The organism is Streptomyces noursei ATCC 11455 (assembly GCF_001704275.1).
GTDB classification, from domain to species: Bacteria; Actinomycetota; Actinomycetes; order Streptomycetales; family Streptomycetaceae; genus Streptomyces; species Streptomyces noursei.
Window position 1 is genome coordinate 2,320,115 of sequence record NZ_CP011533.1, and the last position, 23,542, is coordinate 2,343,656.

General features: G+C 70.7%; 12 protein-coding genes, 1 tRNA gene and 2 pseudogenes. 10 read left to right on the forward strand and 5 right to left on the reverse strand.

The genetic code is table 11. The annotated features are described in order from the left end of the window. Window positions 1-7: 7 nt before the first annotated feature. The 7 genes and pseudogenes from SNOUR_RS09700 to SNOUR_RS09730 all read left to right on the forward strand — a co-directional run bounded on the left by SNOUR_RS09700 (window position 8) and on the right by SNOUR_RS09730 (window position 14,497). The gene (locus SNOUR_RS09700; RefSeq protein ID WP_312632268.1) at window positions 8-2,323 is read left to right on the forward strand and encodes a VWA domain-containing protein; all 2,316 of its coding nucleotides are present in this window, start codon (window positions 8-10) and stop codon (window positions 2,321-2,323) included. A gap of 129 nt (window positions 2,324-2,452) precedes the next feature. Next, the gene (locus SNOUR_RS09705; RefSeq protein WP_067345635.1) at window positions 2,453-5,932 is read left to right on the forward strand and encodes a tubulin-like doman-containing protein; all 3,480 of its coding nucleotides are present in this window, start codon (window positions 2,453-2,455) and stop codon (window positions 5,930-5,932) included. Continuing rightward, window positions 5,929-8,532: a hypothetical protein gene (locus SNOUR_RS09710; RefSeq protein WP_067345638.1), complete on the forward strand. Its 2,604-nt coding sequence runs from the start codon at window positions 5,929-5,931 to the stop codon at window positions 8,530-8,532. Before SNOUR_RS09705 ends, SNOUR_RS09710 begins: the two co-directional genes overlap by 4 nt. Continuing rightward, window positions 8,529-10,640 carry a serine/threonine-protein kinase gene (locus tag SNOUR_RS09715; RefSeq protein ID WP_312632271.1) on the forward strand — a complete coding sequence of 704 codons (2,112 nt, stop codon included), beginning with the start codon at window positions 8,529-8,531 and terminating at the stop codon, window positions 10,638-10,640. The genes SNOUR_RS09710 and SNOUR_RS09715 overlap by 4 nt, the downstream gene beginning before the upstream one ends. 80 nt (window positions 10,641-10,720) lie before the next feature. Further along, on the forward strand, window positions 10,721-12,574 hold the full coding sequence (locus tag SNOUR_RS09720; protein ID WP_159425846.1) for a hypothetical protein: 1,854 nt from the start codon (window positions 10,721-10,723) through the stop codon (window positions 12,572-12,574). A gap of 236 nt (window positions 12,575-12,810) precedes the next feature. Next, window positions 12,811-13,873 (forward strand): annotated as a pseudogene (locus tag SNOUR_RS09725) (IS3 family transposase). Window positions 13,874-14,423: 550 nt separating this feature from the next. Continuing rightward, window positions 14,424-14,497: transfer RNA gene (locus SNOUR_RS09730), tRNA-Met, on the forward strand. 339 nt (window positions 14,498-14,836) lie between these two features. Here SNOUR_RS09730 and SNOUR_RS46155 read toward each other — a convergent pair. The 3 genes from SNOUR_RS46155 to SNOUR_RS09745 form a co-directional block, all read right to left on the reverse strand. Then, a complete protein-coding gene (locus SNOUR_RS46155) occupies window positions 14,837-15,355 on the reverse strand; it encodes a hypothetical protein (protein ID WP_159425847.1) in 519 nt (172 codons plus the stop codon). 271 nt (window positions 15,356-15,626) lie between these two features. Next, entirely contained in the window at window positions 15,627-17,219 is a 1,593-nt protein-coding gene (locus tag SNOUR_RS09740; RefSeq protein ID WP_079142468.1) for an MFS transporter, read from the reverse strand. A 450-nt stretch (window positions 17,220-17,669) separates the two neighbouring features. Next, entirely contained in the window at window positions 17,670-18,200 is a 531-nt protein-coding gene (locus tag SNOUR_RS09745) for an EF-hand domain-containing protein (protein WP_067345645.1), read from the reverse strand. Between the two features lie 225 nt (window positions 18,201-18,425). Between SNOUR_RS09745 and SNOUR_RS46980 the strand changes: the two genes are divergently transcribed. Further along, complete coding sequence (locus SNOUR_RS46980) at window positions 18,426-18,965, forward strand: hypothetical protein (RefSeq protein WP_067345648.1); 540 nt, start codon at window positions 18,426-18,428, stop codon at window positions 18,963-18,965. Between the two features lie 138 nt (window positions 18,966-19,103). On the opposite strand, the pseudogene SNOUR_RS44605 reads toward SNOUR_RS46980, so the two are convergent. Together SNOUR_RS44605 and SNOUR_RS09760 are read right to left on the reverse strand one after the other, a co-directional pair. Then, window positions 19,104-19,211, reverse strand: a pseudogene (locus SNOUR_RS44605) (helix-turn-helix domain-containing protein); the annotation flags it as partial. Between the two features lie 1,052 nt (window positions 19,212-20,263). Continuing rightward, window positions 20,264-20,713, reverse strand: coding sequence for a hypothetical protein (locus SNOUR_RS09760; RefSeq protein WP_067345655.1), 450 nt, complete (start codon window positions 20,711-20,713; stop codon window positions 20,264-20,266). A gap of 372 nt (window positions 20,714-21,085) precedes the next feature. Between SNOUR_RS09760 and SNOUR_RS09765 the strand changes: the two genes are divergently transcribed. Both SNOUR_RS09765 and SNOUR_RS09770 read left to right on the forward strand, forming a co-directional pair. Next, window positions 21,086-21,721, forward strand: coding sequence for a DUF4956 domain-containing protein (locus SNOUR_RS09765; protein WP_067345658.1), 636 nt, complete (start codon window positions 21,086-21,088; stop codon window positions 21,719-21,721). Continuing rightward, window positions 21,718-22,548, forward strand: coding sequence for a polyphosphate polymerase domain-containing protein (locus SNOUR_RS09770; RefSeq protein WP_067345661.1), 831 nt, complete (start codon window positions 21,718-21,720; stop codon window positions 22,546-22,548). The genes SNOUR_RS09765 and SNOUR_RS09770 overlap by 4 nt, the downstream gene beginning before the upstream one ends. Window positions 22,549-23,542 lie beyond the last annotated feature (994 nt).

Consider the following 23,542-nt stretch of genomic DNA (forward strand, 5'->3'; position numbering starts at 1 on the left):
GACGGCCGTGAGAACAGTCAGGGAAAGCCGGCGGACGAGAAAGGGCCGGGCACGGCGCGGCGCGGCCCGTATGCTGTGCGGCGCCGCGGTACTGGTGTCCCTGCTGACACCCCCTGGCCGTGATCCGGTGCCGGCGGCGGACGCCCAGCCGGCCTTCGGGTCGGTCGACTACGCGATCGCCGTGGACGAGTCCGCGAGTCTCGCGCCCGAGGACATGGCGGCCGAGAAGGCCGCCGCCGAGCGGATCGCGCTGGGCGACGTCTCCCCGTCCTCCCATGTCACGGTATTCGGATTCGCCGACGCCGAGTCCAGTGACCAGCGCGCGGTGGACCCGGTGTGCCCGCGGACCGTGCTGGACGCGGCGGGGCGCCAGTCGGTCGGCGGGTGTGTCGGCAAACTGCGCAGCCGCAAGAAGAGCGAGGGCACCGGCACCGACTTCCCGAGCGCGATACGCCAAGGAGTGCACGAGCTCGGCGCGGGCTCCGGCCCGTCGGTGCCCCGGGTACTGTTCCTGCTCACCGACGGAAAGCTGGACGTCAGCGACAGCCCCCAGTACGGCGACCCCGCCCATCGCCGGGCCGAGGGCGAACGGCAGTTGGAGCTGGCGCTCAAGGAGGCCGCCGACCAGCACGTCCAGATCTGGCCGCTGGGCTTCGGCCCCGAACCGGACAAGACGCAGCTCGACCGGATGGCCGCCGGCGGATACCAGAAGGGCTGCGTCGAACTACCCTCCGCGCTGCCCAGGGCCGGCAAGGTCTCAGGGGCGAAGGACGTCGGCCCGATGCTGGAGCAGATCTTCGCCGCCGCGCACTGCCTGCGGTACGCGCAGGGCACCAGCGAACGGCCGCCCGCAACCCTGGAGATCGGCATCTCGCCGCTGGCGACCGTGGGCAGCATCGTGGTCGACAAGAGCGACCCCGAGGTGACGGTCACCTACCTCGACCCGAGCGGCCATCAGGTCCCCACCTCGGGGACATATCAGAAGTCGCGGTTCGAGCTGGCGGGTGCCGGGCACGCCGTCGAGGCGCTGAAGATCACCGACCCGGTGCCCGGTGTCTGGAAGGTGAAGGTCGAAGCCCCCGAAGGACACCGCTCCCTGCCGGTCAGTGTCAGCGTCCTGTGGCACGGCGAGTTGCGCGGCGCCATCACCATGGACCCGCCGTCACCACAGGCCGGGCAGAAGGCGACGGTGACCATGCGGTTGCAGACCCGCGAGGGCTATGAGATCAAGGACCCGCGCGACTACGCCGGGTTGCAGGTCCGCGGCGAACTGACCGGCGATGGTTTCGCCCCGCTGCCTGTGCACCTCGCCGACGACGGAAAGGGGTCCGACCGCGACGCGGCCGACGGCTCCTTCACCGGAACTGTGCAGATCCCCAGGAGTGCCAACGGGGCACTGAAGGTGAGCGGCACACTGACGGCCTCGGGGCTGACCGCCGACACCCGCAGCGAGAGCGGCCAGATCGCGCCCGGCGAGCTGCCCGTCACCACCGCGCTCACCCTCCCCGCCGCGGACACCCACCCCGGCTCCACGGTCACCGGCACCCTGGCCGTCCACAACACCAGCAGCACCCGGCACACCCTGCGGCTGTCCGTCACCGACCTCCAGCCCGGGATGCTCTCGGTCGCCCCGGCCGAGATCGAGGTGAAGCCCGGCGAGTCCGGGACTCGGAAGGTGACCGTCGAGATCGGTCCTGATGGCGCCTTCGGGGGCCGCCTACACGGCGACGGACTGCGCCTCGGCGGCACCGTCACGGTCACCGACGCCACCGACGGCAACCGGGCGCTGGTGCGGTCCCCGCTCTCGGTGCGGCTGACGCCGGAACCCGGCGTATGGGACACGTACTGGTGGGCGTTCCTCTCCGCAGCCGTCCTGATCGCGCTGGCCATCGTGGCGGCCAGCGCCCTGCTGCGGCAGCGCCGCATGCGCAGGGACCCGTTCGGCCTGGTGCTGCAACTGGTCTCCGAGGAAGGCGACGTCCTCAACGACCACCTGGCGGGGCACGGGCACAAGCAGTGGTACGAGTTCGCCGTCGTCGAACCCCACCGCAGCCCGCGCATCGAGCGGCGCAGCCACGGCCCGTACGCCATCCAGCGCAGCCCCGAGGGCGGCGCGGTGCTGCGCACACGCGGTGGCGGACGGACCCGGCTACCCGCGCACGGCAGCGTCCCGCTGACCGACACGCTCAGCCTGTCCCTCGGCGAGGAGACCCGCACCCCGAAGGCCCGCAGAACACGGCCTTCCCGGTCCCGGATCACCACGACCACCACCCCCACGACCGGTGAGAGCGAGAGCGCGAGCGCCTACGAGTCGTACCGGTGAGGCACAGGGCAGGAACGGTGCGTCGCCGACCCGCCCCCGCACACCGCACCGCGGCCGCCGTGCCGCGGGCAGTCCACAGACGTATCGAGGACGAACCATCCGTGATACGGCCGTAACGGGAGGAACCCCATGAAGATCTTCCAGCCGATGCTCTTCGTCGGTCTGGGCGGCACCGGCGGCTTGGTCGGTGCCGAACTGGAACGCAGGCTGCGCGCCGAGCTGTGCGGCCCGGACGGCGTCGCGCTCACCGGACGCCTCGGCGGCCACGCCCCATACCAGCTCCCCGACTGCCTCCAGTTCGTGTACGCGGACTACAGCGAGTCAGATCTCCAGCGGCTGCCGCAGTTCAACGTGGACGCTTCGCTGCGGGCCGCGTACGCCCGCACCTCCCGGGCCACCCACAATCTCCTGCCGAACTTCGACAGTTCACCGGAAGTGACCAAGATGCTCCGGGCGAGCCTGCGCGACGAGGTCGCCGACTGGCTGCCGCCGCGCATCGACGAGCCGAAGGTCACCCCGCTCCACAACGGCGCCGGCCAGCTGCCCACCGTCGGGCGCGCCGCCCTGTTCGCCCCCCTCCGGCACAGTCTCGCCCCGGTCCTGGAGCCGCTGCTCCAGGCGATCGACGCGATCGCCAAGTCGGCAGGCGAGCTCAGCGAGTTGGGCGGCGGCAAGGTCAACGGCTGTGACGTGTTCGTCGCCTTCTCAGTGGCCGGAGGAACCGGTGCCGGAATCTTCCTGGACTATCTGCACCTGATCGACCACGCATTCCGGATGCGCCGCTTCGACGGGGTGAAGATGTACCCACTGGTCGTGATGCCCTCCTCGTTCCCGTCTGCCGCCGGCGGCGGGCGGGAGGCTGATCTCAACGCGGCCCGCGCCCTGGTCGACCTGTTCCGGTTGGTGGACGGGCAGAACGCACCGACGGAGGGCGCGGAGATCGGTGACCTGGACCACGACGCGGGGATCGGCATCCGCTACCCGGGCACGACACCGACCCGGCTGCGGACTGGCATTCTGCCCACGGCGTTCCTGTTCAGCCCGACCGCGGGCATCCGCCAGGACGACCTGCGCCGCTCCATCGCCTCCCTGGTGATGTCGCTGGTCGGCACCGAGCTGGGCGACGGCCGCACCCGGGGCCGAATGGCGGCCGACGACGACTACCAGACGTTTGCCGCGAGCTTCATCAACCGGGGCGTGCACCGCAGTGCCCTGTCCCCCACCGGCATCGGCCGGCAGGGAGTCTCCACCAGCCTGGTGGCCTCCATGACCGCCCCGATGGACCAGCTGGCCGACCTGGTTGCCGGCCGGCTGCTGCGGGAGGCCGTCACGGACCTCGTGGAGCGACCGCGTACCTCGTTGCGGGACACTGCGGTGCCGTGGATCCGGCAGCTGTTCGCCGACTCCCAGCTCGAAGAGCTCTGGGAGCGCGAGCAGTTGCCTGTACCGGAGCCCGAACCGCTGCCGCGCGGCAGCAGGGCCATCGAGCTGGCGCTGGGCGAACGGCTCGCGGACATGCAGCGGTTGCTGTCCGACCTCCGGTCCATCGCGGACCGCCAGGCCGCCTCGATGGCTGACCGGTTCGCCCCGCGCCCCGCCATCGACAAGCTCCTCCAGACCGTTGACCCCTTCCTCGCCGAACGCGTCGTGCGGGGCGTCCCGGACAGCGATGAACCGATCGCCCGGCTCGGCTTCCTGGGCATGCTCAACAGCCGCGCCGTCGCCCCCCAGCGCCCGCCGGGCGTGACCGAGCAGCCGCCCAAGATCCCGCGGATCAGGGGACGGCTGGCTGGTATGTCGCCGGCCCGCTGGGGCGATGACGACGTGCAGGCGGCGCTCCAGGCGCAGAACACCTGGTACCAGTGGCGCTGCCGCGTCGTGTGGCACGAGGCGTGGCGCGAGCAGCAGCAGCGCTGGCAGTCCCAAGCGGATGCGGCCGGAACCGACCTCGGACGCCTGGTCAACGCCTTTCTCACGCACTCCGAGCGGGAACGCAAGGTCTCGGCACAGAAGGGCCTGGACCTGTACGAGGACCGCACCGGGATCTCGTATCTGCTTCCGCCGCAGCGCACCCTCAACCACTTCTACGAGGACCTGGTGACCCGGCTGATCCGCCGGGAGGGGCTGCGCGAGCATGATGACGAGGCCGCGCTCCTGCTCAAGATGGTGAACGGCGACATCTGGCGCAGGGCCCACTCGCTCAGCCGCCGCAACCCCGACAGCGCAGTGGCGGCCGTCAAGGCTCAGTTGGAGGGCCGCATCACCCGACTGTTCGCGGAGAGCGGCGAACATGTCGAGGAGCGCCCGCTGCTGCCGCCCATGAGCACCCTGCTGGCCGCCGCGGCGGGCGACGCGGACGCCGCTGACCAGGTCAGCAAGGAGGCACTCGACCTGTTCGGCCGCAAACTGACCGGCCTGCTGCCGGTGGGCTTCACCCCAGAGGGCACCGGACCACTGCAGGTGCTCGTCACGCACCCGCGCGTACAGGCCGTGGAGGAGGTGCAGGAGTTCCTCGGCAAGGCTCTGCGGCTGCCCTCCGACGCGAAGAATGCCGTGGAGTACCGGGGAGTGGAGAGCGACTCGATCACCGTGGTCCTCTTCCGCAGCGAGATGAGCCTCACCCAGGTGCCCGAGGCCCGCAAGGTGCTGCGCCAGTGGGCCAGGGCCAAGGACTCCGAGCAGGCCCAGGACGTGCTGAGGTGGCGTCAGCGGCTCGGCTTCCGCGACAGCTGGATGGTCAGCAGCGCGGAGGACCGCCGCGCCATCCTTCACCGGCTGCTGTGCTGCATGTGGAACGGCCAGGTGGACGTGCTGGACGGCGACTCCGCGTCGCCGGGCCGGGTACGGCTGCGGCTGTTCCACGAGACGGGCGACCATGTACCCGGCGTCCGACTGCGGTTGGGGGACTTCCCGGGCGACGTGTCGAGCTGGGCGGAGCTGCTGCGCTCGTACGAACGCTGGATCGTCCTTGACGACGAGCGGACCGTCGAGGACTACTGCGAGAAACTGATGGCGGCCCAACCTCTCGGGCTCGCCAGGAACGGCAGCGAACCGCATCCGCTCTTCGTCGAGCTGGTCGAGAAGACCGCCCCACGTCAGTTGGAACTGCTGAGGGAGCGCCGGGAGCGCGGCGGCGAGCAGGTCGAGGGATGGGTGCGGCCGCTGTGGGAGTTCTGGGCGGAGACACTGCCAGCCGCGCTGGACGCCGAGTTCGGGGACCAGCGCGCCGTCCAGCCGACGCTGCGCACGCTGCTGGTGCACGTCCGCGGCGGCACACCGAAGCCACGTCCGCGCAAGGAGCTCACGGAACCCCGGCGCTCCGCGGCCGATGACGACGACTGGGGCACCGCCCCGCGGGCCTCCACCGGCGCCTACCCGGCCGGCGGCACAGACGAGCGTGCGCTCCGCGCCCCGGCGGACGACTACGACGACGCATACGACGACCTGCTCCCGCGTTCCTCCGGGGACCGCGTCAACGGGCACTCCGGCGGAACCGACCGGACTTCGGTGCCGTGGGACGAGCCCGGCGATTCCCGTCCGTACGGGGCCGTCGACGACGGCGGCCGGGACCGCGCGCGCCGCAACCCCTGGGACGGAGACGCGGAGTGATCACACCCGAGGACGTCGGCGCGGTCGTCCACCTCGACCTGCGCACCGGAGCGGCGGAACTCGGCACCGCCCGCGCTCTGCGGGCCGCGGTCGCCGGGCAGCTCGGCCAGGCCGGGCTGCCTGAACCCGACCATCCGCTCTTCCTGGTCGTCGACACCCCGGCCGGGCTGACCGGCCATCAGCGGCAGTACGAACTGCTCACCGCCTACCGGGCCCTGGGCGAGATCAGGATCCTGGTCCTGCTGGTCGGCAGCGCGCCCGGTTCGTCCGCCGATGAGGACGAGGCGTTCCCGCCGGACCGGCAGCTGGTGCGGCCCGCGGTGCTGCGGGCCTCGGGCACCGGCCTGCTGTGGGCGGGCGATCTGCGCTCCGCCCGCACGGCGCTGGAGCAGCCCGCGCCGGACGACCCGGAGGCGCTCGCGGTCCTGGTGGATGTGCTGTCGGTCCCGGACCTCTTCCTGAGGGTGCTCGACGACGTCGGATCGCTGCCGGACGCGGTCGCCGCGCCCGGGGTGCGGCTGCTGGAGCAGGACCTGCCGCCGGAGGTTCGCGACCGTGCCTGGCGCGACGCGCTCACCCGGTTCGCGGGCGAGGACACCGAACCTGCCCCTGGTCTCCCGGTGACCGCCTGGTCCACGGCCGAACTGCCGGAACCGTTGCGGGGGTTGGTGGCGGGCCGTGGTGGCCACGACCAGCGGCACCGGGAGCCGGGCGGGGTGGCAGACAGTGCCTACCGGGCATGCGCGGACGCCCTGGACGACGCCGAGGACGCGCTGACCGGACTGCGGGCCTTCCCCGGGCTGCTGAGCGGCTCGCGCCGGGACGCATTCGAGGCCGACCTGGACCAGGCGCGCCAGGCGCTCGGCGACTACCGGGACCTCGTCGGAACGGCCCTGCACAGCGGCGGCTCCAGCACAACACCATCCGCCGCCGAGGCGGCGACTCGGCTCGCGGCCCTCGGCCTGCGGGTGCCCTCGGCCGAGGGCGTGGGAGAGCGGATCGGCGAGGGACTGCGGGAGTTCGCCGGGAAGCTGCTGGGAAGAGGGCTGGCCCTGCGCGCGGTGGCCCAACGCTTCACCGGGCTGGCCGGGCGGGTGGAGCCAGTGCCCGGTTCCGCGCTGCTGCCAAAGCTCGCCGGCCTCTCCGACGCACGAACCGGCCCGCGTGGGGGCACCCCCGTCTCCGACGCGGCGGCCCAGCCGTCCGGGACGCGGGGTGGCCCACTGCCGAGTCCCGCGATGGGTCTACCGGCGGCGGCCACGGCGGGGCTGCTCGGTGCGCTGTGGCAGGGGCCCTTCATGGCACTGGCGATCGCCGTCCCGCTGGTGTTCGTCGGCGTGGCGTTGGTCGGTGCATCCCGTCTGCGGGGTGCCCAGCGCCCGGTCCGCTGGGCTATGGGCCCCCGGATCGCAGCCGCCGGCGGCGCGGTAGCCGGGGTGGTGGTGGCGTACGCGACCGAGCCCCCGCTCTGGCTGAGCGCCGCCGGTCTGCTGGCGGGCCTCGGCGCCGCGGTGGAGACGGCCCGCCGGCTCTGGCGTGCGGCAGCCGACTCCTGGGCCGCGGGCCACGGGATCGCCGCGCTGCGCCGGGCCCTGGAGGGCCTCGATGCACTGCTGGCCGAGGCGCTCCGCGAGCACTGGGCCACCGAGGAGCGCATGTACTGCGCCGATGCGGCCCGGTCCGTCGCCGGCATGCTGCGGGCGACGGCGGACGCCGCGGACGCCGAGGCGATGTCCGAGCCGGATCGGCCCGCGGCCGCCGGTGTGTCCGGCACCGAGCCGCCTGTCGGGGACGACTGGCTGTCCAGCGCCTCGGTCCTGGGGACGGACGTCTTCGCCGCGGCCGACGACGCGGACAGCAACTGGGCGAGCCTGTACGCCTGGGACGACGCGCCCTCCGGGAACGAGCCCGCCGAACCCGCCGAGCAGAAAACCTCCGCCCCGGCCGCCGACCCGTGGGAGGACCACACCGCCGGGGTGCCTCGCTGGCTGGACCGCGAGAGCGGCGAAGGCGGACCGGAACTGGTCGCCACCCTGGCCGGCGATCTGACGGACGCCGCCCTGGTTGCCATGAAGTCCTATTGGGGTGCCGTCGAACGCGGCCAGGCCGGCGCCCTCGCCGTCCGGCGCACCGAGAAGCTGGTCCGCGACCTGCTGTCGACGGCCCGCCGCCACCTCCGGCGCAACGGGGTGCTGGCCCCACCTCCGTTCGTTGTCGAACACCGCACCCGCGCCACCTCGGCGAACCTGCTGGGAACCGACCCGCACCGGGTGGCCGAACTGGTCGGCGCGGACGCCGACCGGCGCGCCGTGGTACAGCTGTCCTCACCGGAGCAGGGCACGCTGCTCAGCCGCGACCCGGCCGCGGCGGTGTGGATCAGGTTTGCCCCGGAGGCGGTGCGCGCCGAGGTCGAGAAGACCTGGCGGACGAGCGGCTCGACGCAGCCGCACGAGGCGCTGTGGACCTCGTCGGGACGGTACGCAGGCCTGATTCGGCTCACCCCGCTGCGGATGGGGGTCGTGGACACCGTCCGGCCCCGCCAGAGCCTCGGGGCCGACCCGGTGGATGCGTACGAACGAAGGGACGGCGACCACTGGTGACCAGCACCTCTCACTCCGACCTTGTGGAGCCGGGCAGTTCGCAGCGGACCACCCTCGCCTTCACCCTCGCCTCGGGGCGGCGCCGCACCGCCCCGGTCAGCTTCGGCCGCACCTCCCGCCGCGATCCGCTGCTGCCTCAGCGGATCCGCAACGGCCTCCTCGACGACGAGGGACAGCAGTGCGTCCAGGTGCGGCTGACCGCCGCCGACGCGGCGAACCCGGCAGCGCGCGCCCTGCTGGACGTGGAGGCGAGCACCGCCCTGCGTCTGCACCGGGTGCTCGACGACACGGAGTACGCAGCGCTCTTCCCGCGGATCATCGGCTACGAACTGGATGCCGCCGAGCCGTTCCTGCTGTACGCCGCGCCGCGCGGCATCGCCGCCGCGCGCACCCATGTGATGTCCGCAACCGACCAGCGGGCCCTCGCCCGTGACCTGTTGCTGGCCCTGTGCCTGCTCAACGGCCAGGACCTGGTGTTGCGCGGGATCTCGCCGGCCACGGTGCTCTGGGACGGCACCTCGGTCCAGCTCTGGGGGTTGGAGAGCGCGGCCCGCGCCGGCCGGCCGAGGACCCCATGGGGCAGGGCGCCCTACTGCTCGCCCGAACAGCGCCGGGGCGAGGGACGCGTCGACCCCCGGGACGCGGTGTGGAGCGCGGCCCAGGTGCTCTATCAGCTGGTGACCGGCCGGCTCGGTCCGTCCGATCGGGCGCCCGCCGATCTCGCCGAGCACCGGGTGCTCGCCGAGACGCTGCGCGGCGCCTTCGCTCCACTGGCAGCCGACCGGCCGGCGCCCGGGCGGCTGCTCGACCTCCTTGCCCCGGGCGCCGCCCGGCGCATCGCGCTCAGCGCTCCCGCCGACGAGACGCACCCGCACCGCACGGCGTTCGACCACGCGCTGCACCTCAAGCGGCTGACACCCGCGCCCGAACCGCACGACGGGTCCGGGGCGTCGCCCGGGCGGAGCAACGGAGAGGTCCTCTGCCCTTACTGCCTGGAAACCATCCAGCTCGACCTCAGGTCGCTGTTCGTCACCGACAGCAGGATGCAGTACCAGCCGCTGGACGTCTCCGGCGTCGGCAACCCCCTGCGGCGCGAGGACATCATGCGCGGCGCCGTCCAGAAGTGCACAGCGGACCCGGACTTCCCCGAGCACTTCATCCCGGTGCCCTACCTCACCCACGGCCGGCCGCTGACCGTCGCGATGGTCGGCCAGTCCTCCACCGGCAAGAGCCATCTGCTGACCCAGATGATCGCCGAGATCACCGACGGAGGCCTGGAGCCGTTCGGACTGAAGTGGCAGTCCGTCAACCCGGAGCAGCATGCGCGGTTCGTACGGGAACGGGTGCAGCCGCTGCGCAACGGCAAGGTCCTCGACCACACCGGCGCCCTCGGCCTGGACGGCTTCGCCCGATTCGTGGAGTCCCTCCTGGTCACCGACGCCCGCGGGCGGGTACGCCCGGTCGCCTTCTTCGACCTCGGCGGCGAGGACCTCGTACGGACCGACGCCGCGCTCCGCTTTCTGCTCGGGGTCGACGCCATGCTCTTCGTCGTGGACCCGGCGCTGGCTCTCCCGCTGCCGAATCTAGACCATGCCAGGGAACGCTGGGGTCTTGAGGTGAACCGGGACGGCGACCTCGCCTTCAGCACCGTCCTGGACCGGCTGCCCAAGAACGGCCCGTACCTGGACGTGGCGGCCGCGATGGTGCTCGGCAAGGCGGACCTCCTGCGGTTCCAGCCACCCGTCGACCGGTGGCTGGGCGAGGCGGCGCCCACCTCGCTCGACCCCGCGCTGATGCGCGAGGAGAGCCGGGACGTCTACGGGCTGCTGCGCCAGCATGCCGGCCAGGCGTGGCTGCGCCCGTTCGACGCGATCCGCCGGTGCACCCTGCACGTGGCGTCGGCCACCGGCGGTCAGGAGGACAACGGCCGCTACCCGGCCGGGGCGGAGCCCCGGCGAGTGCTGGAGCCACTGCTGTCACTACTGGCGATGCACGGGTTGATCGAAGTGCCGGGCGGTGCCGAGGCGTTCGCCGTGGGAGGCCCGCACGCGACGCAAGCGGTGCCATCGCCGGAAGCCAGAGAGACTGTGGGAGAGGAAGAACGGTGAACGACTTCCAGGACCGGAGACCGACTCACCGGGCACCGTCCGGCACGGCCGGGCAGGGCAGCAGCGGTACCGCGGGCTCGGTGCACCAGGTGGTATTCCGGTGGGACGGCAACCAGGGACGCCAGGGCACCGGCATGAAGGCCGTCGCCCACTCCTGCTCGGCCGAGCGCGCCGAGGAACTGGGCAGGGAACTGGGCGCGTTGCTGTGGGTGTCCGGCGCGCCGGCCCCGCGACGGAGCGTCGTACGCACCCTGTCCCGCGACGGTGAGGTCATGCTCGTCCAGCGCTGGCCCACCACCGACCGGGGTGGCCGGCCCAGCACGGTCAGCCATGTCCTCATCGGTGAGCCGCAGACCCTGAAGACCCGTCAGTGCATCGGGCTCGCGTACGGCGGTTGGGGAAAACGGGAGTCCGCCGAGCAAGCCACCGGGCCGCAGCGCGTGGTGGAGTGCGCGGAGCTCGACGCATTGGCGCGCGAACGGCTCCCGGGAATGCGGGAGTTGTTGCCGACGGTCAAGCATGCGCTGATCCTGGTCACCGCGGAATGGCTGCGCGATCCGACGCAGCGGGTGTCCTTGCTTACGGGCGAGGAAGAGCTGCCCGGCTGGCGCGCCCAGGACACCGCGCCGCTGCTGTATCTGGGGCTGTTCATGCTCTTCGGTACCTGGCTGGGCCAGGAGTGGACGTTCGCCACCTACGACACGGTCGACACCCACCCGCTGCGGCTGATGAGCGTCCCGCGCTGGGAGCCGGACACGGGCGGTTCCGGCCCACTGGCCCGGATCATGGACCGCCCACCCGCCCATCCCCGGTTCGAGTACAGGGCGGCCTCCCAGCTCGTGGAGTTCCTCCTGGAGCACCCGGCGGACCGCCCCGGGGTGCCGCAGCTGGTCGACAGGCTCGTCGACGGCGCGGCGATGGACTGGCCTCGACGGCGCGTCCTGCTCAACGACATCCTGAACGCCGACCGCCTGACCACCCCGCCCGACCTCCCCGACCGGGAACCGGACCTCGCTCCGACCACCCCGCCCTCGGCCCTCCAGCCGGCTCCCGCCCTTCGCACCCCGCCGTTTGTCTCAACCCCCTCGTCCGTCTCCACACCCTCACCGTCGTCCTCCTCACCCCCGACGGCACCTCCACGCCCCGGCCGCCCACCCGCCCCCCGTCCCACGGCACCCACCCCCGGCCGTCCTGTATCCGACACCGAACCGCCCCCCCACCACGAGGTCTTGGAGGACTTGCATGTGCTCCGTCCCGGGAACGCCGCGCAGCGTGGCGGATTGGCCGACCGCCTGCGCACCCTGCCCGACGATCTGCTCCTGCGTGAGCTGCGCTCTGGCATGCTGCCGCCGGAGTCCGTGACACTGCTGCTGAACGCGCTCGGGGACGCCGACCGCGTCCGGCAGCGCGGGACGGCGATGCGACACGCGCTGTGCGCGGAGGTGCTCCGCAACGGCCTCTACCTCACGCCGAACGGGCCGGTTACGGAACCCGCTTCGCGGACGGCCCTGGCCAGCCGGGCGGCCGACCTCTTCACCTGGGCCGTCGCCCCCCTCGCCGGCGACGAACGCTATCTGCGCGATCTGCAGGAACTCCTGCACCGCATGTGCCGGGACCGTCACCCCGCCGCGGGCAACTGGCTCCGGGAGGCCATCATCACGCCCGGGAACGGGCGGCCCCCCGAACTGCCGCCGATCCTGTGGCAGCAGATCCTGCGGGACGTGATCGGCCAGATCTCCGCGCAGTCCACCGCTCCCCACGTCCCCCTCGCCGCCCCGGCGTACGCCTCATCCCCCGAGCCCACCGCCCTCGCCCCGGGACCACGCCCCTCCCCGTCCCGACTCTCCGAGCTGACCAACAGCCCGGGTTGCGTGGTGGGGACCGGCGCCGGAGTGATCGTCCTGCTCCTCGCGCTCGTGCTGATCTTCCTGTGAACCTGCCCACAAATCACGGGACTTCCCGGCCCCAGAGCTGGTCCCGGACCGTCGTGCGGTCCGGGACCAGCGGGGGCATAGCGAGCGGGGCACACGCACTGATGGCCGTAGCCGGGCACTCCAACTGCGCGGGCCAGTCAGCCCATCAGGGGCAGAGAGGAGGGAATCTGCCCCTGAGTGGTGGAAACCTCTACTCCGCCCCGGTAGGGGCCGGGTAGGAGGGATCTCTTACGGTGATGAAGGTCTACTCGCCCGAGTTCAAGCGGACGCGGTCGCGCTGTACCTGTCGGACCCGAGCCATACCTTTGACGGCACCGGCAGGAATCCGGGGAGGGCGGTCGGGAGACGCTGCGCAACTGGGTGCGGGCTGAGCGGGCCCGCCGCGGTGAGGGCGGCACAACGAGCGGGAACGTGAAGGAAACCCCGGTGACCAAGGCCACGAGGGAAGAGCTGGAGGCCGAGATAGCGGCCCTGCGCGCAGAGCTGAAGACCATGCACAAGGAGAACCAGAAGCTCGCCACCGAACAGGACCTCCTGCGCAAGGCGACGAGCTTTTCGCCGCCGGGATGAACTGGTGAACCGCTTCCGCTTCATCGAGGACCACCACCATGTCTGCGGCGTGAAGCGGTTGTGTCACGTACTGGAGGTCGCCCGCTCCAGCTTCTACAAACGGCGGGCCAGCCGCGGAGCCACGCCGCCCGTGAGCGAGCCGATGCGGTACTGGCCGAGCGGATCAAGGCGGTGCACCCTGAATGAGACGGCACCTACGGGCGTCCGCGCATCACCGCCGGGTTTCGCGAGGCGGGGATACAGGCCCACCACAAGCGCGAATGGCACGCGATGCGCCGGTTCGGCATCGCAGGACTGCGGCTGCGCGAGCGGCAGGTCACCACGGTGCCCGAGCCGTCCGCCACGCCGGGGCCGGACTTGCTCCGGCGTGACTTCACCGCGAACGCACCGAACACCACGCACGTCGGGGATATCACGTACCTGCCGGTGGGATACGACGAGTTTCGGTATCTGGTGACCGTGATCGACTGCTTCTCACGCCGCCCGGTGAGGTGGTCCATGGGGACAGTCGGAACGAACGCGGACAACACCCTCGCGGAGAGCTTCAACGCGGCCCTCAATCGCAAGACGCTCAAGGGCACCAGCCGCTTCGACGGCGCCCGGCCCTGCCACCTGGCCATCTTCCGCCGAGCCACCCGTCACCACACCCGCCGACGACATTCCGCGAACGGACAGCAAGCTCCAGTCGCCTACGAGCAGCAACCAGCTCCCGTGACACCTACCGCATGACGCTACGAACAGGTGCCCACTCTCCATGGTCGAGGATCCCACGGAATTACCCAGGAGAAACCCCAGGTCAGCGCGCCACCCTAAGGGGAGTTCACCCCTTCCACTTCGACGGCCCGATCGAATGCCAACGCAGAGTTCCTGGCCAGCTAGCTAACCAGGAACTCTGCGGTATGTGTCCGGGGGGACTTGAACCATACATACACGCCAGTGATGCGGGGCGAATTGCGATTGCCATAGGTGTCGCGCCACTGATGGGGGCGATTTCGCAACCGGATACAGAGGATCGTGCGCCGTGATGGCCACGACACGCAAGAAGAGAACTCAAGGCTCACCTGAACGGGGTTTTGGGCGGGGCGCCGCCCAGTGACGATGCACGGAGTTGAGGTCCCGCTCAGCGGCGTCCGGAACCATTATTCGAGCGCTGCCGACACCTGAGGTGAGATCCGGTGGTACTCGTGATCGGCCGTCAGTGCTCAACGAAGCGGCCCTGCCTGCAGGCGAAAGCCGATTCGGCTTGGCCGGGCCGATGCCGTACAGTTCACCATACCGACGCGGGGTGGAGCAGCTCGGTAGCTCGCTGGGCTCATAACCCAGAGGTCGCAGGTTCAAATCCTGTCCCCGCTACTCGAAAGTGAAGGCCCGGTATCCACCGGGCCTTCACTGTGAGCTGCCCCGAGTTTTGCAGAGATCCGGTGATCTTGGTTCAGGCAGACTGCGGGACTTGCTCCTGGCTTTGCCGGAAGTCGTGTTCGTACTCGGCGGGCGGCACGTACCGGCGTTCTCCGGTAAGTGCGACTCCAGCCGAGCCCGTTCAAAGTCGGTCAGATCACCCCGCCCCACACGGCTCCGAACGATCGGCAGCCCGGCTCGTCACCGACCTATGGGACAGGGTGGCGGTGCGCGCCGACGCGGCTGGAGGGCGTATGGGGTCCTCGGCCATGCGGCCGAGGACCAGGTCCGGGATCAGCCCCGCTGGTAGTGCTCCCAGATCTTGATGGCCGCATTGTCCTTGATGTCGGCCCGGACTACGACGTCGCCGCGTTTTGCGGCCTTCTTGAGCTGGGTGAGGGTGCGCGGTGCGGTGCCGTAGCCCTCTTTGTTGACGGTGAGGTGATGGCCGTCGCCTATACGGAGGGCGCCGAACACCTTCGTCTGCTTGGTGAGGCAGAGCTCGGAAACCTCCGTGTGCGGGAAGTCTTTGGATCCGTCGATCTTCTCCGTGACGGTCAGTTTCCCCGCCCTGTACTTCAGCACGCCCTCTACAGGGCCGGTGAAGAGGACCCGCTTGTTTCCGTTCCGGCACGGGTCGACAGAAGAGTGCCCAGCGGCCGGGTGCTCTGCGGACTGGTTGGAGGACTGCGATGCCGCGTGACCGGCCGTCGCTGTCAGACCGACGGCTGCGACGGCTGCGACGGCTGCGAGAGACGTCGAGACGATACGCCGAGCCTGACGACGTTTCCCGTCGGTGTTCACAGAAGGCATGTCAACTCCCAAAGACAGAAGGTGGTTCCGCAGGACGGGAGTCAACGTACTTGCAGCGATTAACCCTGTTTGCACGGTCTTGCGTCAACGGGCCGCCACTCCGATCTCAGCCGTGTAACGGATCCGGCGTCTGTGAGCGGGCGTGCCGACCTGTGTCGACCCGGGGGCGGCGTGGACACCTCGCTCGCCGACTGCCGGGACTGGGACTGCACTGCTAACGGCGATGTGTGGCTGTCTCCGTATACCTCCGTATACGCGGCAGGCTTGATGGTCATCGGATGTGCCGCCACATCTGGCGGAAGTGGTCCTGGCCGCCCTTGTGGGACGAACCAGGAGGGGCCGGTGTCCTCGTAGCTGCTGTTGTCTCCTTGCCGTACCGGGCGATCAACGCGGTGGCGAGGGCCATGGGAGCGGCGATGACGATGGCGACCCGGCCGACGGGGAGCGACGCCATCAGGGAGCCCACGACGGGTGGTCCGACGATGCCGCCCGACTTGCTGCAGGCGGCGGACAGTCCGCTTCCCAGGCCGCGGAAGGCCGTTGGGTAAACCTGGGCGGTGTACGGGCCCAGTACCGAGACCACACCGCTGACCCCGGTGAGCAGGCCGATCAGCACGGGAACAGCGACCTGGGCGCTGTCCAGCGGCACGGTCGTCAGCGCGGCGAGCGACACCGCGGTGACGGTGCCGTAAAGGGTCATCGTCTTCCGTGACGACCAACGGCTGTACAGCCAGGCCGCGACGGCGGTGCCCGGGATGGACAGGAGCGAGGAGCCGAACAGGATCTGCGAGGCAGCGGTCTTCAGGCCGGCCTCGCCCAGTACGGTGGGCAAGAAGGTGACGAAGCCCCAGTAGACGAGTCCCCACGACAGGGCGAACCCGGAAATGATCAGTGTCTGGCGGCGGTAGCCGGGGCCGAGCAGGGCGCGCCCACCGCGCTCGGTCCTGGGCTCGGCCGGGGTGTCCGACAGGCCGAACAGCACGGTCATCCTGCGCGCTTCCGCCGTGTTTCCGCGCGACGCCAGGAAGCTCGGCGACTCCGGGATCCAGCGGTTGAGGACCAACAGGACGAGGGCGAGGGGGAGTTGCAGAAACCATAGGATCCGCCAGCCGTAGACCGGCTCGAAGGCGGCGGAGAGGCCGCTGGCGGCCAGGTAGCCGCCGACCGTCGTCAGACCGGCCGTCAGTACGATCGTGCCGCTGCGGCCGGGCAGAACCTCGGATATCAGGGCGTACACGATGGGGAGCATGCCGCCCGCGGAGATGCCCATCAGCACGCACATCATGATGTTTGCTTCGAAGCTGGGCATCGCCCCGCATACGGTGGTCGCCACAAACAGCAGCGCCGCCAGAAGCACCGAGGCGCGGCGCCCGATCCGGTCGGCCAGTTGCCCCCACAGCAGTGAGCCCAGGACCGTTCCGGTCAGCCCGCCCACCGGGAGCATGGCGACCTCGGCTGTGGTGAGACCGTACTCGGCGCGCGCGCCGGGCAGGATGAAGGCCAGCGTGGCCGGTTTCATCTGGTCGACGACCAACGCAAAGGACAGTACGGCGACCAGACGTACGCGGAGCATGGTCCGCCCGCTGTGGGTAACCCGTTCTTGCGGTGCTTCGGGTGGCGGTGAGGCGCTGTACTTGAGGCGACGGGGGATGAGTCCGAGAGCTGCAAGTACCAGCCCGACCACGATCGCGGTCATCGCCACCCACATGCCTGCATCCATGGGCATGCCCGCCATATGGAAGTCCATCCCGGCGGTGTGGACGAACACGAGGATGTGCTCCGCCACCCCCGCCGAGCAGATCAGGACGCCTGACCAGAAGAGCAGCGGGCGCGGGATCAAGCCCCGGTCCGGAGAGCGGTGCACGGAGGAGTTCCCTTCGGCTGGAGCGTGCGGAGGGCAGTGTGGTCAATGTGCCGGGAAGAGCCGCTGGAGCCCCTGGGCTGTCACGAAGGAGTGAGGACGGCGGCGCGGGGCCATGGGCGCAACAACTGCCCTGCGTGCCGCCTGTTGTGCCGTACACCGAGCCAACGACAACGGCCGAGACATGAATGCATGCAAGCTGACGTGTCCGAACCTCCATGCAGCGGTTCACGCAACGTGTGCGTCAGGACCAACTACGCCTCGCCCTTGTGCAGTTGAGCCGGGTCATGTTGACGCCAGTCTCCCGGCAGTGTCGGCACAAGCCGGCAGGCCGAGCCGGGCGTGCGGCTCACCCCCGGCTTTGGCAACAGTCCGATCGGACAGGCCGTCCACCGAGCTCAGCTACCCCCGCCCGCTCCGTGATCACGATTCCGCACAGGCCAAGGTCGCCGGCTACCTCCCTCCCAGCGCCTGTGCTGTCCCTGTGCTGTACAGCGCCTCGCCCATGGGGGAGCTCTCGCCGGTGACATGAGCGCGGATCGACGCGATGTAGTCGTCGCGGCTGATGCGTCCGTCACCGTTGGCGTCCAGGGCGGCGAACGCCGCTTCGGCGTTACCGGCCGGGTTGTTCAGTGCCGTGCGCAGCGTGGTGAACTCGGGCAGGTTGAGGGCGCCGTCCTCATCGGCGTCGGCCAGGTCGAAGAGCGCGCCGAGGACGGACGCGCAGACGGTGTCGAACGCCTCGGCGCCGGCCCAGCCCGCGTACTCGTCGAAGGTCATCCTCCCATCGCCGTTGGCATCCATCGACGCCCATGCCTGCTCGCCGAGCGTGCGTGCGGTAACGACAAGAGTGTCGTCGTCCTTACGGCCCGTCGCCAGCGCCACGTTCCTGGTGCGCGCCATGTATTCGTCCCTGGAGACGACCCCGTCTCCGTCCGCGTCCAGCATGGTGAAGACGAGTCTCTGCGCGGTTATCAGATCCATCGGAATCCCTTCTACCGGGGGGCGTTCAGCCATGAGAGCCGCAGTCGGCTTCGGCTGTCCTACCCGGCGCTCCGGAGGCCAAGGCGACCCGGCCGGTGTAGGCGGTGCACATGCCCGCGCGTGGCGCAGGCTGTGCGCGGTTGGTGCACCACAACGAGCCGGTGGCGGTAGGGGCGGCTCGGGGCAGTCAGAGCCCACTGGCGGATCGGCTTCCATGGAGGGCGTATGTTCGGCAGGCGCGGCGCGGCGGTGGCACTGAGTTCCCTGACCCTGGTGGTCTCGTCGGTGGTGTGGGCTCCAGCCGGTCAGGCCCATGAGAGCGAGCACAAAGAAGGTGTCCTGTGCACGGGCTCCAGCACCAGCACGTACGACCCGGCCTTGACTCTTGTGCCCCGCCAGACCCGTGTTCGCGCACGCGGCAATTACGAGTGCACGGTTGAGCCCGGCCGCACCGAACCGGCCACTGGCTACATGGAAGGGAAGTCGCCCGCGGCGTCGTGCATCACGCTGGACAGTCCGCACCTGAGGGAATTCGTCCACTACGCCGACGGCAAACGATCGTTGATCGTCTACGACAGGGACACCACCCTCCGCGTCGCCGGCGTCCTCGTCGTGGAGCTGTCGGGCCGAGTGGTCGAGGGGCGTGGCGAAGGACTGGCGGCGCAGCGGATCGTGACCGCGCTCCCTCGTCAGCTGCCCACGGAGTGCCTCACTTCCGGCCTCCGGGGAAGCGAGGGTGGGGCGCGGCTGGAAATCGGGCCATGACCCGGCCCCGGCGGGAATTCCCCCCGAGCCCGTCGGCGGCATCCCTCGGCCGTTGGGCTGCTCACCGTGGAGCACCATGCGGCAGGCCGGACCGGGGGCGGCGAACTCGCCGCCGCAGAGCCTGAAGCAGCCAGGCTGCGCCTCCACCTGATCGACCCCGATGGTCGGCGGCCGTCCCGGCCGGGGCTCGTCGACCAGACCGTCCAGCCGCTCGGCCAGGAACCGCCGCCGCCACTTGCGGACCGTATCGGCCCGCTGGTGCGGCGACATCACCTACGTCCCGACCGGGGAAGGTTGGCTCTACCCGGCCAGCGACCTCGGCCTCGTCTCCCGCCGTCGTCGGCTGGGCCACCGCGGACCACCTGCGGACCGAACTGGTCGCCGCCGCTGTGCGTCCTACGGCTATGGCTGCTCACCGCTGAGCTCTGCTTCGCCCTGGGCATGGCCCGGGCCGGGGATCTGAGCTCGCGTCACCGCAGCGTGGCCAGCGCCGCCCCTTGATAGCTGGCTCCGGCGTTCCAGAGCAGACCCCGCCCCCTCCCCCTTCTCGACGGCCTTCGGCCCCGGGGCGATCCCGCGGATCCGCTCCCAGGCGGCGACCGGCCCGGATGCCCGGTTCACCTCGACGGCCTGGCTGGACAAGCTCCGCGACGGGACGGTCAGGCGGTACACCTCGGACGGAGACCCGAAGAAGATCAGCTTGCCCAGGGCCGAGGCAGCCCGCCTCGCCCCGGCCCACCGGCATGCCGCCCGGCCGTACTGAACAGGGAACCGCACAGGGACCCGGACCCGCGAACCTCAATGATCAAGGAGAGCGGCAGGACGAAGACGATGCCGACCACCGAGAGCCTGCAGGGGATGGCGCATCGAAGAAAACCGGGTGGACGCAGGGCCGCAAGACCTACGAGGAACTCCTCTCCACCGCCGAGACCTGGCGATCACCATCGGCGACTTTCCCGAACAGGTATGACACTGGCCGGAGACGAGAGGCAGTTGACAACGAGAGCGACGGCTGAGCCCTGGAACACCATGGCCATGTACGCAACAGAGATGAAGGGCGAGGCCCGGGCGAATTCCTGTTGCCGTAGGTGTCGCGCGCCATTGATGGGGGCGATTCGCACCCGATACAGGGATGGTGCGCCGACACCACCCACAAGGAGCACGGGGAGCGGTTGGCATCGCGCGCCCGTACTGCAGTGGGGGTGCCCATCCCCGTTTCCCGGATGGGCACCCCCGACTTCGTTTCCGCTGTCGTCCATTCACCTGGCGGGACGCATCGACAGTGAGATGATGGTGCGTCAGCGCACGTGTACCGTGCGGATCTCCGTGGTCTGGTCCGCGGTCGGGTGACCACCGCGCGGGCCGTCGACGCCGTAGAGAACGCCGCGGAACTGGAGCACGCCGCGGTGGGTGGCCTTGACCTTCACATCGGCCGTGGCCTCCGCGCCGTCGATCTCCACGATGCGGCCACACGTCACGGTGTGCCAGGCGCCGTGCGTCCCCACGCGGTCCTGTACGCAGAACTTCCCGTACCGCAGCCCGTCGCTGTCAGCCTGCCCCTTGACGTGCACGCTCTGCCCGAGCTTCACAGTGCCCGGTGCCGCGCTGAGCGTCGCGCTCCCCTTGGCGAACGCCGGCGTGACCGCCAGCACGGCCGCGGCCACGCCCACGGCGCCCACCGCGGCGAACCACGCACCCCGCCGCCCGATTCCCCGGTTCGCGGCTCGCCCTGTTATGCGACGCGTCATAGCTGTCCTCCGTTTGGTAGTCAGGAAAGCGACGCCGGGACCGGCATCGTCCGCCGCGGCGACGCCCGCCACCTCATGCGGCGCACCCACCACGTCACACTGCCGCGACACGCCACCACGATCCGGGGGGGGCTACCCGGCTCGTACGCGGCGGAGGCGCACGCACCGCCGCCTCCAGAGGGGGAGTGCCGGAGGCGTCCGGCAAGGGCGGCGAATGCGACAGGAGGTAGGCGCTTCCGGTCAGTTGGGACCGAGGGCCATCAAGGAGGCGCATCGTTTCTCCACAAGCGAAAGCGCGTTCGCCGTGCGTTTCCCTATCGTCTGTCTCTCCTTCAGGGCCCTCGGGCCTCCGCACCGACAGGGAGCGCAGCCATGGAATCGTTGCGGCACCTGGCCGCCCACCTCGGGCTCGACCTCGCCGCCGTCGGCGTACTGGCCTTCGCCATCTACTATCCGCGGCACCGCCGGCGCGACCTCGTGCCGGCCTATCTCGCCCTGAACGCCGGCCTCTTCACCGTCGTCACCGCCCTCGCAGAGGTGCGCGGCGCCGGAGGAGCAGCCCTGGGCTTCGGCCTCTTCGGCGTGCTCTCGATCGTCAGACTCCGCTCCGACGCCGTACAGCACGAAGAAGTCGCCTACTACTTCACCACCCTGGTCCTCGGCCTGCTCTGCGGACTGCCGAGGCTGCCGTTCGTGCTCACCGCCGGGCTGTGCGCCACCCTGCTTCTCATCGTCTGGGCGGCCGACAGCCCCCGCCTCCTCGCGGGCACTCGGCGCGCCCTGGTCACCCTCGACACCGTCCACGAGGACCCGGCCGCACTCCGAGCCGACCTCGCCCGGCGCCTGGGCGAACCCCTCCACTGGACGGTCATGGAAGTCGACTTCGTCCGGGACCTCACCATCGTCGACGTCCGCTACCGCGAGCCCGCGGCGGCCCCGGCCGGCCGGGGCCCCGCTCCCGCCGCCGGGCCCTCCCCCCGGGCCACGCCCGCCTGGGAGGCCGTATGACCACCACGCCGGTCCGCCCCACCGCCGCGGTCCGCGCCATCGGCGACGCCGCCCACGGCGCCGGCCCCATCTCGCTCGACGAACTCAACGAACGGGCCGCCCTCCTCGCCCGCTTCGACCACAGCTACCTCGTGCCCGCCGACACCTTCCGGTGCATCGTCGGCCGGCTCACCGACCCACACCGGCCCGGGGGCTCCTACCGGGCCCTCGCCATCGACGGCCGGCGTGCCTTCCGCTACCACTCCGTCTACTACGACACCCTCGAACTCCGCTCCTTCCACGACCACCGGCAGGGCCGCCGGCTCCGCTTCAAGATCCGGGAACGGGTCTACGCGGACACCGGGGAGCGGCAGTTCGAGATCAAGCTCAAGGGGCCGCGCGGCGACACCGTCAAGCGCCGCCGGCCGCTCACCGGAGCCGGCACCCCGCTCGACCCCGACTGCCAGGGGTTCCTTGCCGACGCCCTGCGGACCGCGTACGGCATCGGCGCCCCGGCCGTCCTCGAACCGTCTCTGACCACCGACTATCTTCGCGCCACCTTCGTGGCCGACGGCGAGCGCATCACCTGCGACGCGGCACTGGTCTGCGACGACCTGCGCACCGGACGCACCGTGCGGTGCGCGGACGACCTCGTGCTCGTCGAGACCAAGACCACCGGGCATCTCACCGAGGCGGACCGCCTGTTGCACGCCCACGGGATACGCCCCGCCGTCTTCACCAAGTACTGCGGCGCCTTCGCCGCACTGCGCCCCGCACTCCCCGCCAACCGCTGGCGCCGCGCCGCCCGCCGCGCCTTCGGTGAGGCGGCTCCAGAGCCGGTGTGCTGAACGGCCGGTGAAAGCCCGGCGGCAGGGCATCGCCCGCCGCCGGACATCCCGCGGTTCCAGCGGTGCTGGAGGTATCCAGGTGCCCCGCGTCGCCCCGGACCGGCCACGAGCCAGCGCCCCTTGCTCTTCGGCGCGGAGCACACGGCGACGACCACCCGCTGTCCGAAGCGCACCTCCTGTTCCAGGCCGGCCAGCATGATCTGGCACAGCGTCAGCCGGTTGACCCTCGTGTGGTCCCGAGGGGCACTGGTGCCGTCGACGCCGACACAAGACCCTGACCCTCGACCACTCACAAGGAGAAAGGATCGAGATCACTATCGGCTGACCGCAACCACCCCGCTACAGACCACGAAGCGAGGAGGACAGGAGGGGCCTGAAACAACAAACACCCGCTCCCGGACCGAAGCCCGAGGCGGGTGCCAGTTACGCCTGCCCGCTACGCGGGCACTGTGTGCGATAGCTGTGTCCGAGTCCGAGTTGAACCGTACGCACATGCCGGTGATGCGGGGCGAATTGCAGTTGCCGTAGCGGCCGATTCGGGCCCAGACGGGGGCCGATACAGATGTGAATGGGCGCGACGCGCGGTTCTCCGGATCCACGGTGACTGTCGAATGCGCGCAAGAACTCTCGTAGCTCGTCACTGACTGGGGTGATCGGCGCCGCGGCCTTCATCGCCAGCGGTAGGCGTTCACGTAGGAAGTCGTGCTCGCCCTTGCCGAGCACGACAGCTCCCGACATCACGTGTGCATGCCAGGACAGCCTGCTTCATTCCGGTGCATGTCACGAGGCCGGAAGCCCTGCCATGCTCATCCTCCGGTCCGCCCGTGGTGATCTACCGGCACGCCGACAAGTGCCCGAAGTAGCAGCCATGGGCGTGCAAGCCTGGCGGGACGGTAGTGGCCGGCGGCCGGATCCGGAACCGGGCGCAGCGATGACCAGCCCGCCCACCGCAGATCCAGGTGAGCCACCCTCGGACTCTCCGGGGTGGTGGACG

Excerpts from the sequence above, each read along its gene's own strand:
- SNOUR_RS09705 (WP_067345635.1), top strand. The coding sequence starts at position 2,453 with ATGAAGATCTTCCAGCCGATGCTCTTCGTCGGTCTGGGCGGCACCGGC.
- SNOUR_RS46155 (WP_159425847.1), bottom strand. The coding sequence starts at position 15,355 with ATGCCTTCTGTGAACACCGACGGGAAACGTCGTCAGGCTCGGCGTATC.
- SNOUR_RS09745 (WP_067345645.1), bottom strand. The coding sequence starts at position 18,200 with ATGGATCTGATAACCGCGCAGAGACTCGTCTTCACCATGCTGGACGCG.
- SNOUR_RS46980 (WP_067345648.1), top strand. The coding sequence starts at position 18,426 with ATGTTCGGCAGGCGCGGCGCGGCGGTGGCACTGAGTTCCCTGACCCTG.
- SNOUR_RS09760 (WP_067345655.1), bottom strand. The coding sequence starts at position 20,713 with ATGACGCGTCGCATAACAGGGCGAGCCGCGAACCGGGGAATCGGGCGG.
- SNOUR_RS09765 (WP_067345658.1), top strand. The coding sequence starts at position 21,086 with ATGGAATCGTTGCGGCACCTGGCCGCCCACCTCGGGCTCGACCTCGCC.
- SNOUR_RS09770 (WP_067345661.1), top strand. The coding sequence starts at position 21,718 with ATGACCACCACGCCGGTCCGCCCCACCGCCGCGGTCCGCGCCATCGGC.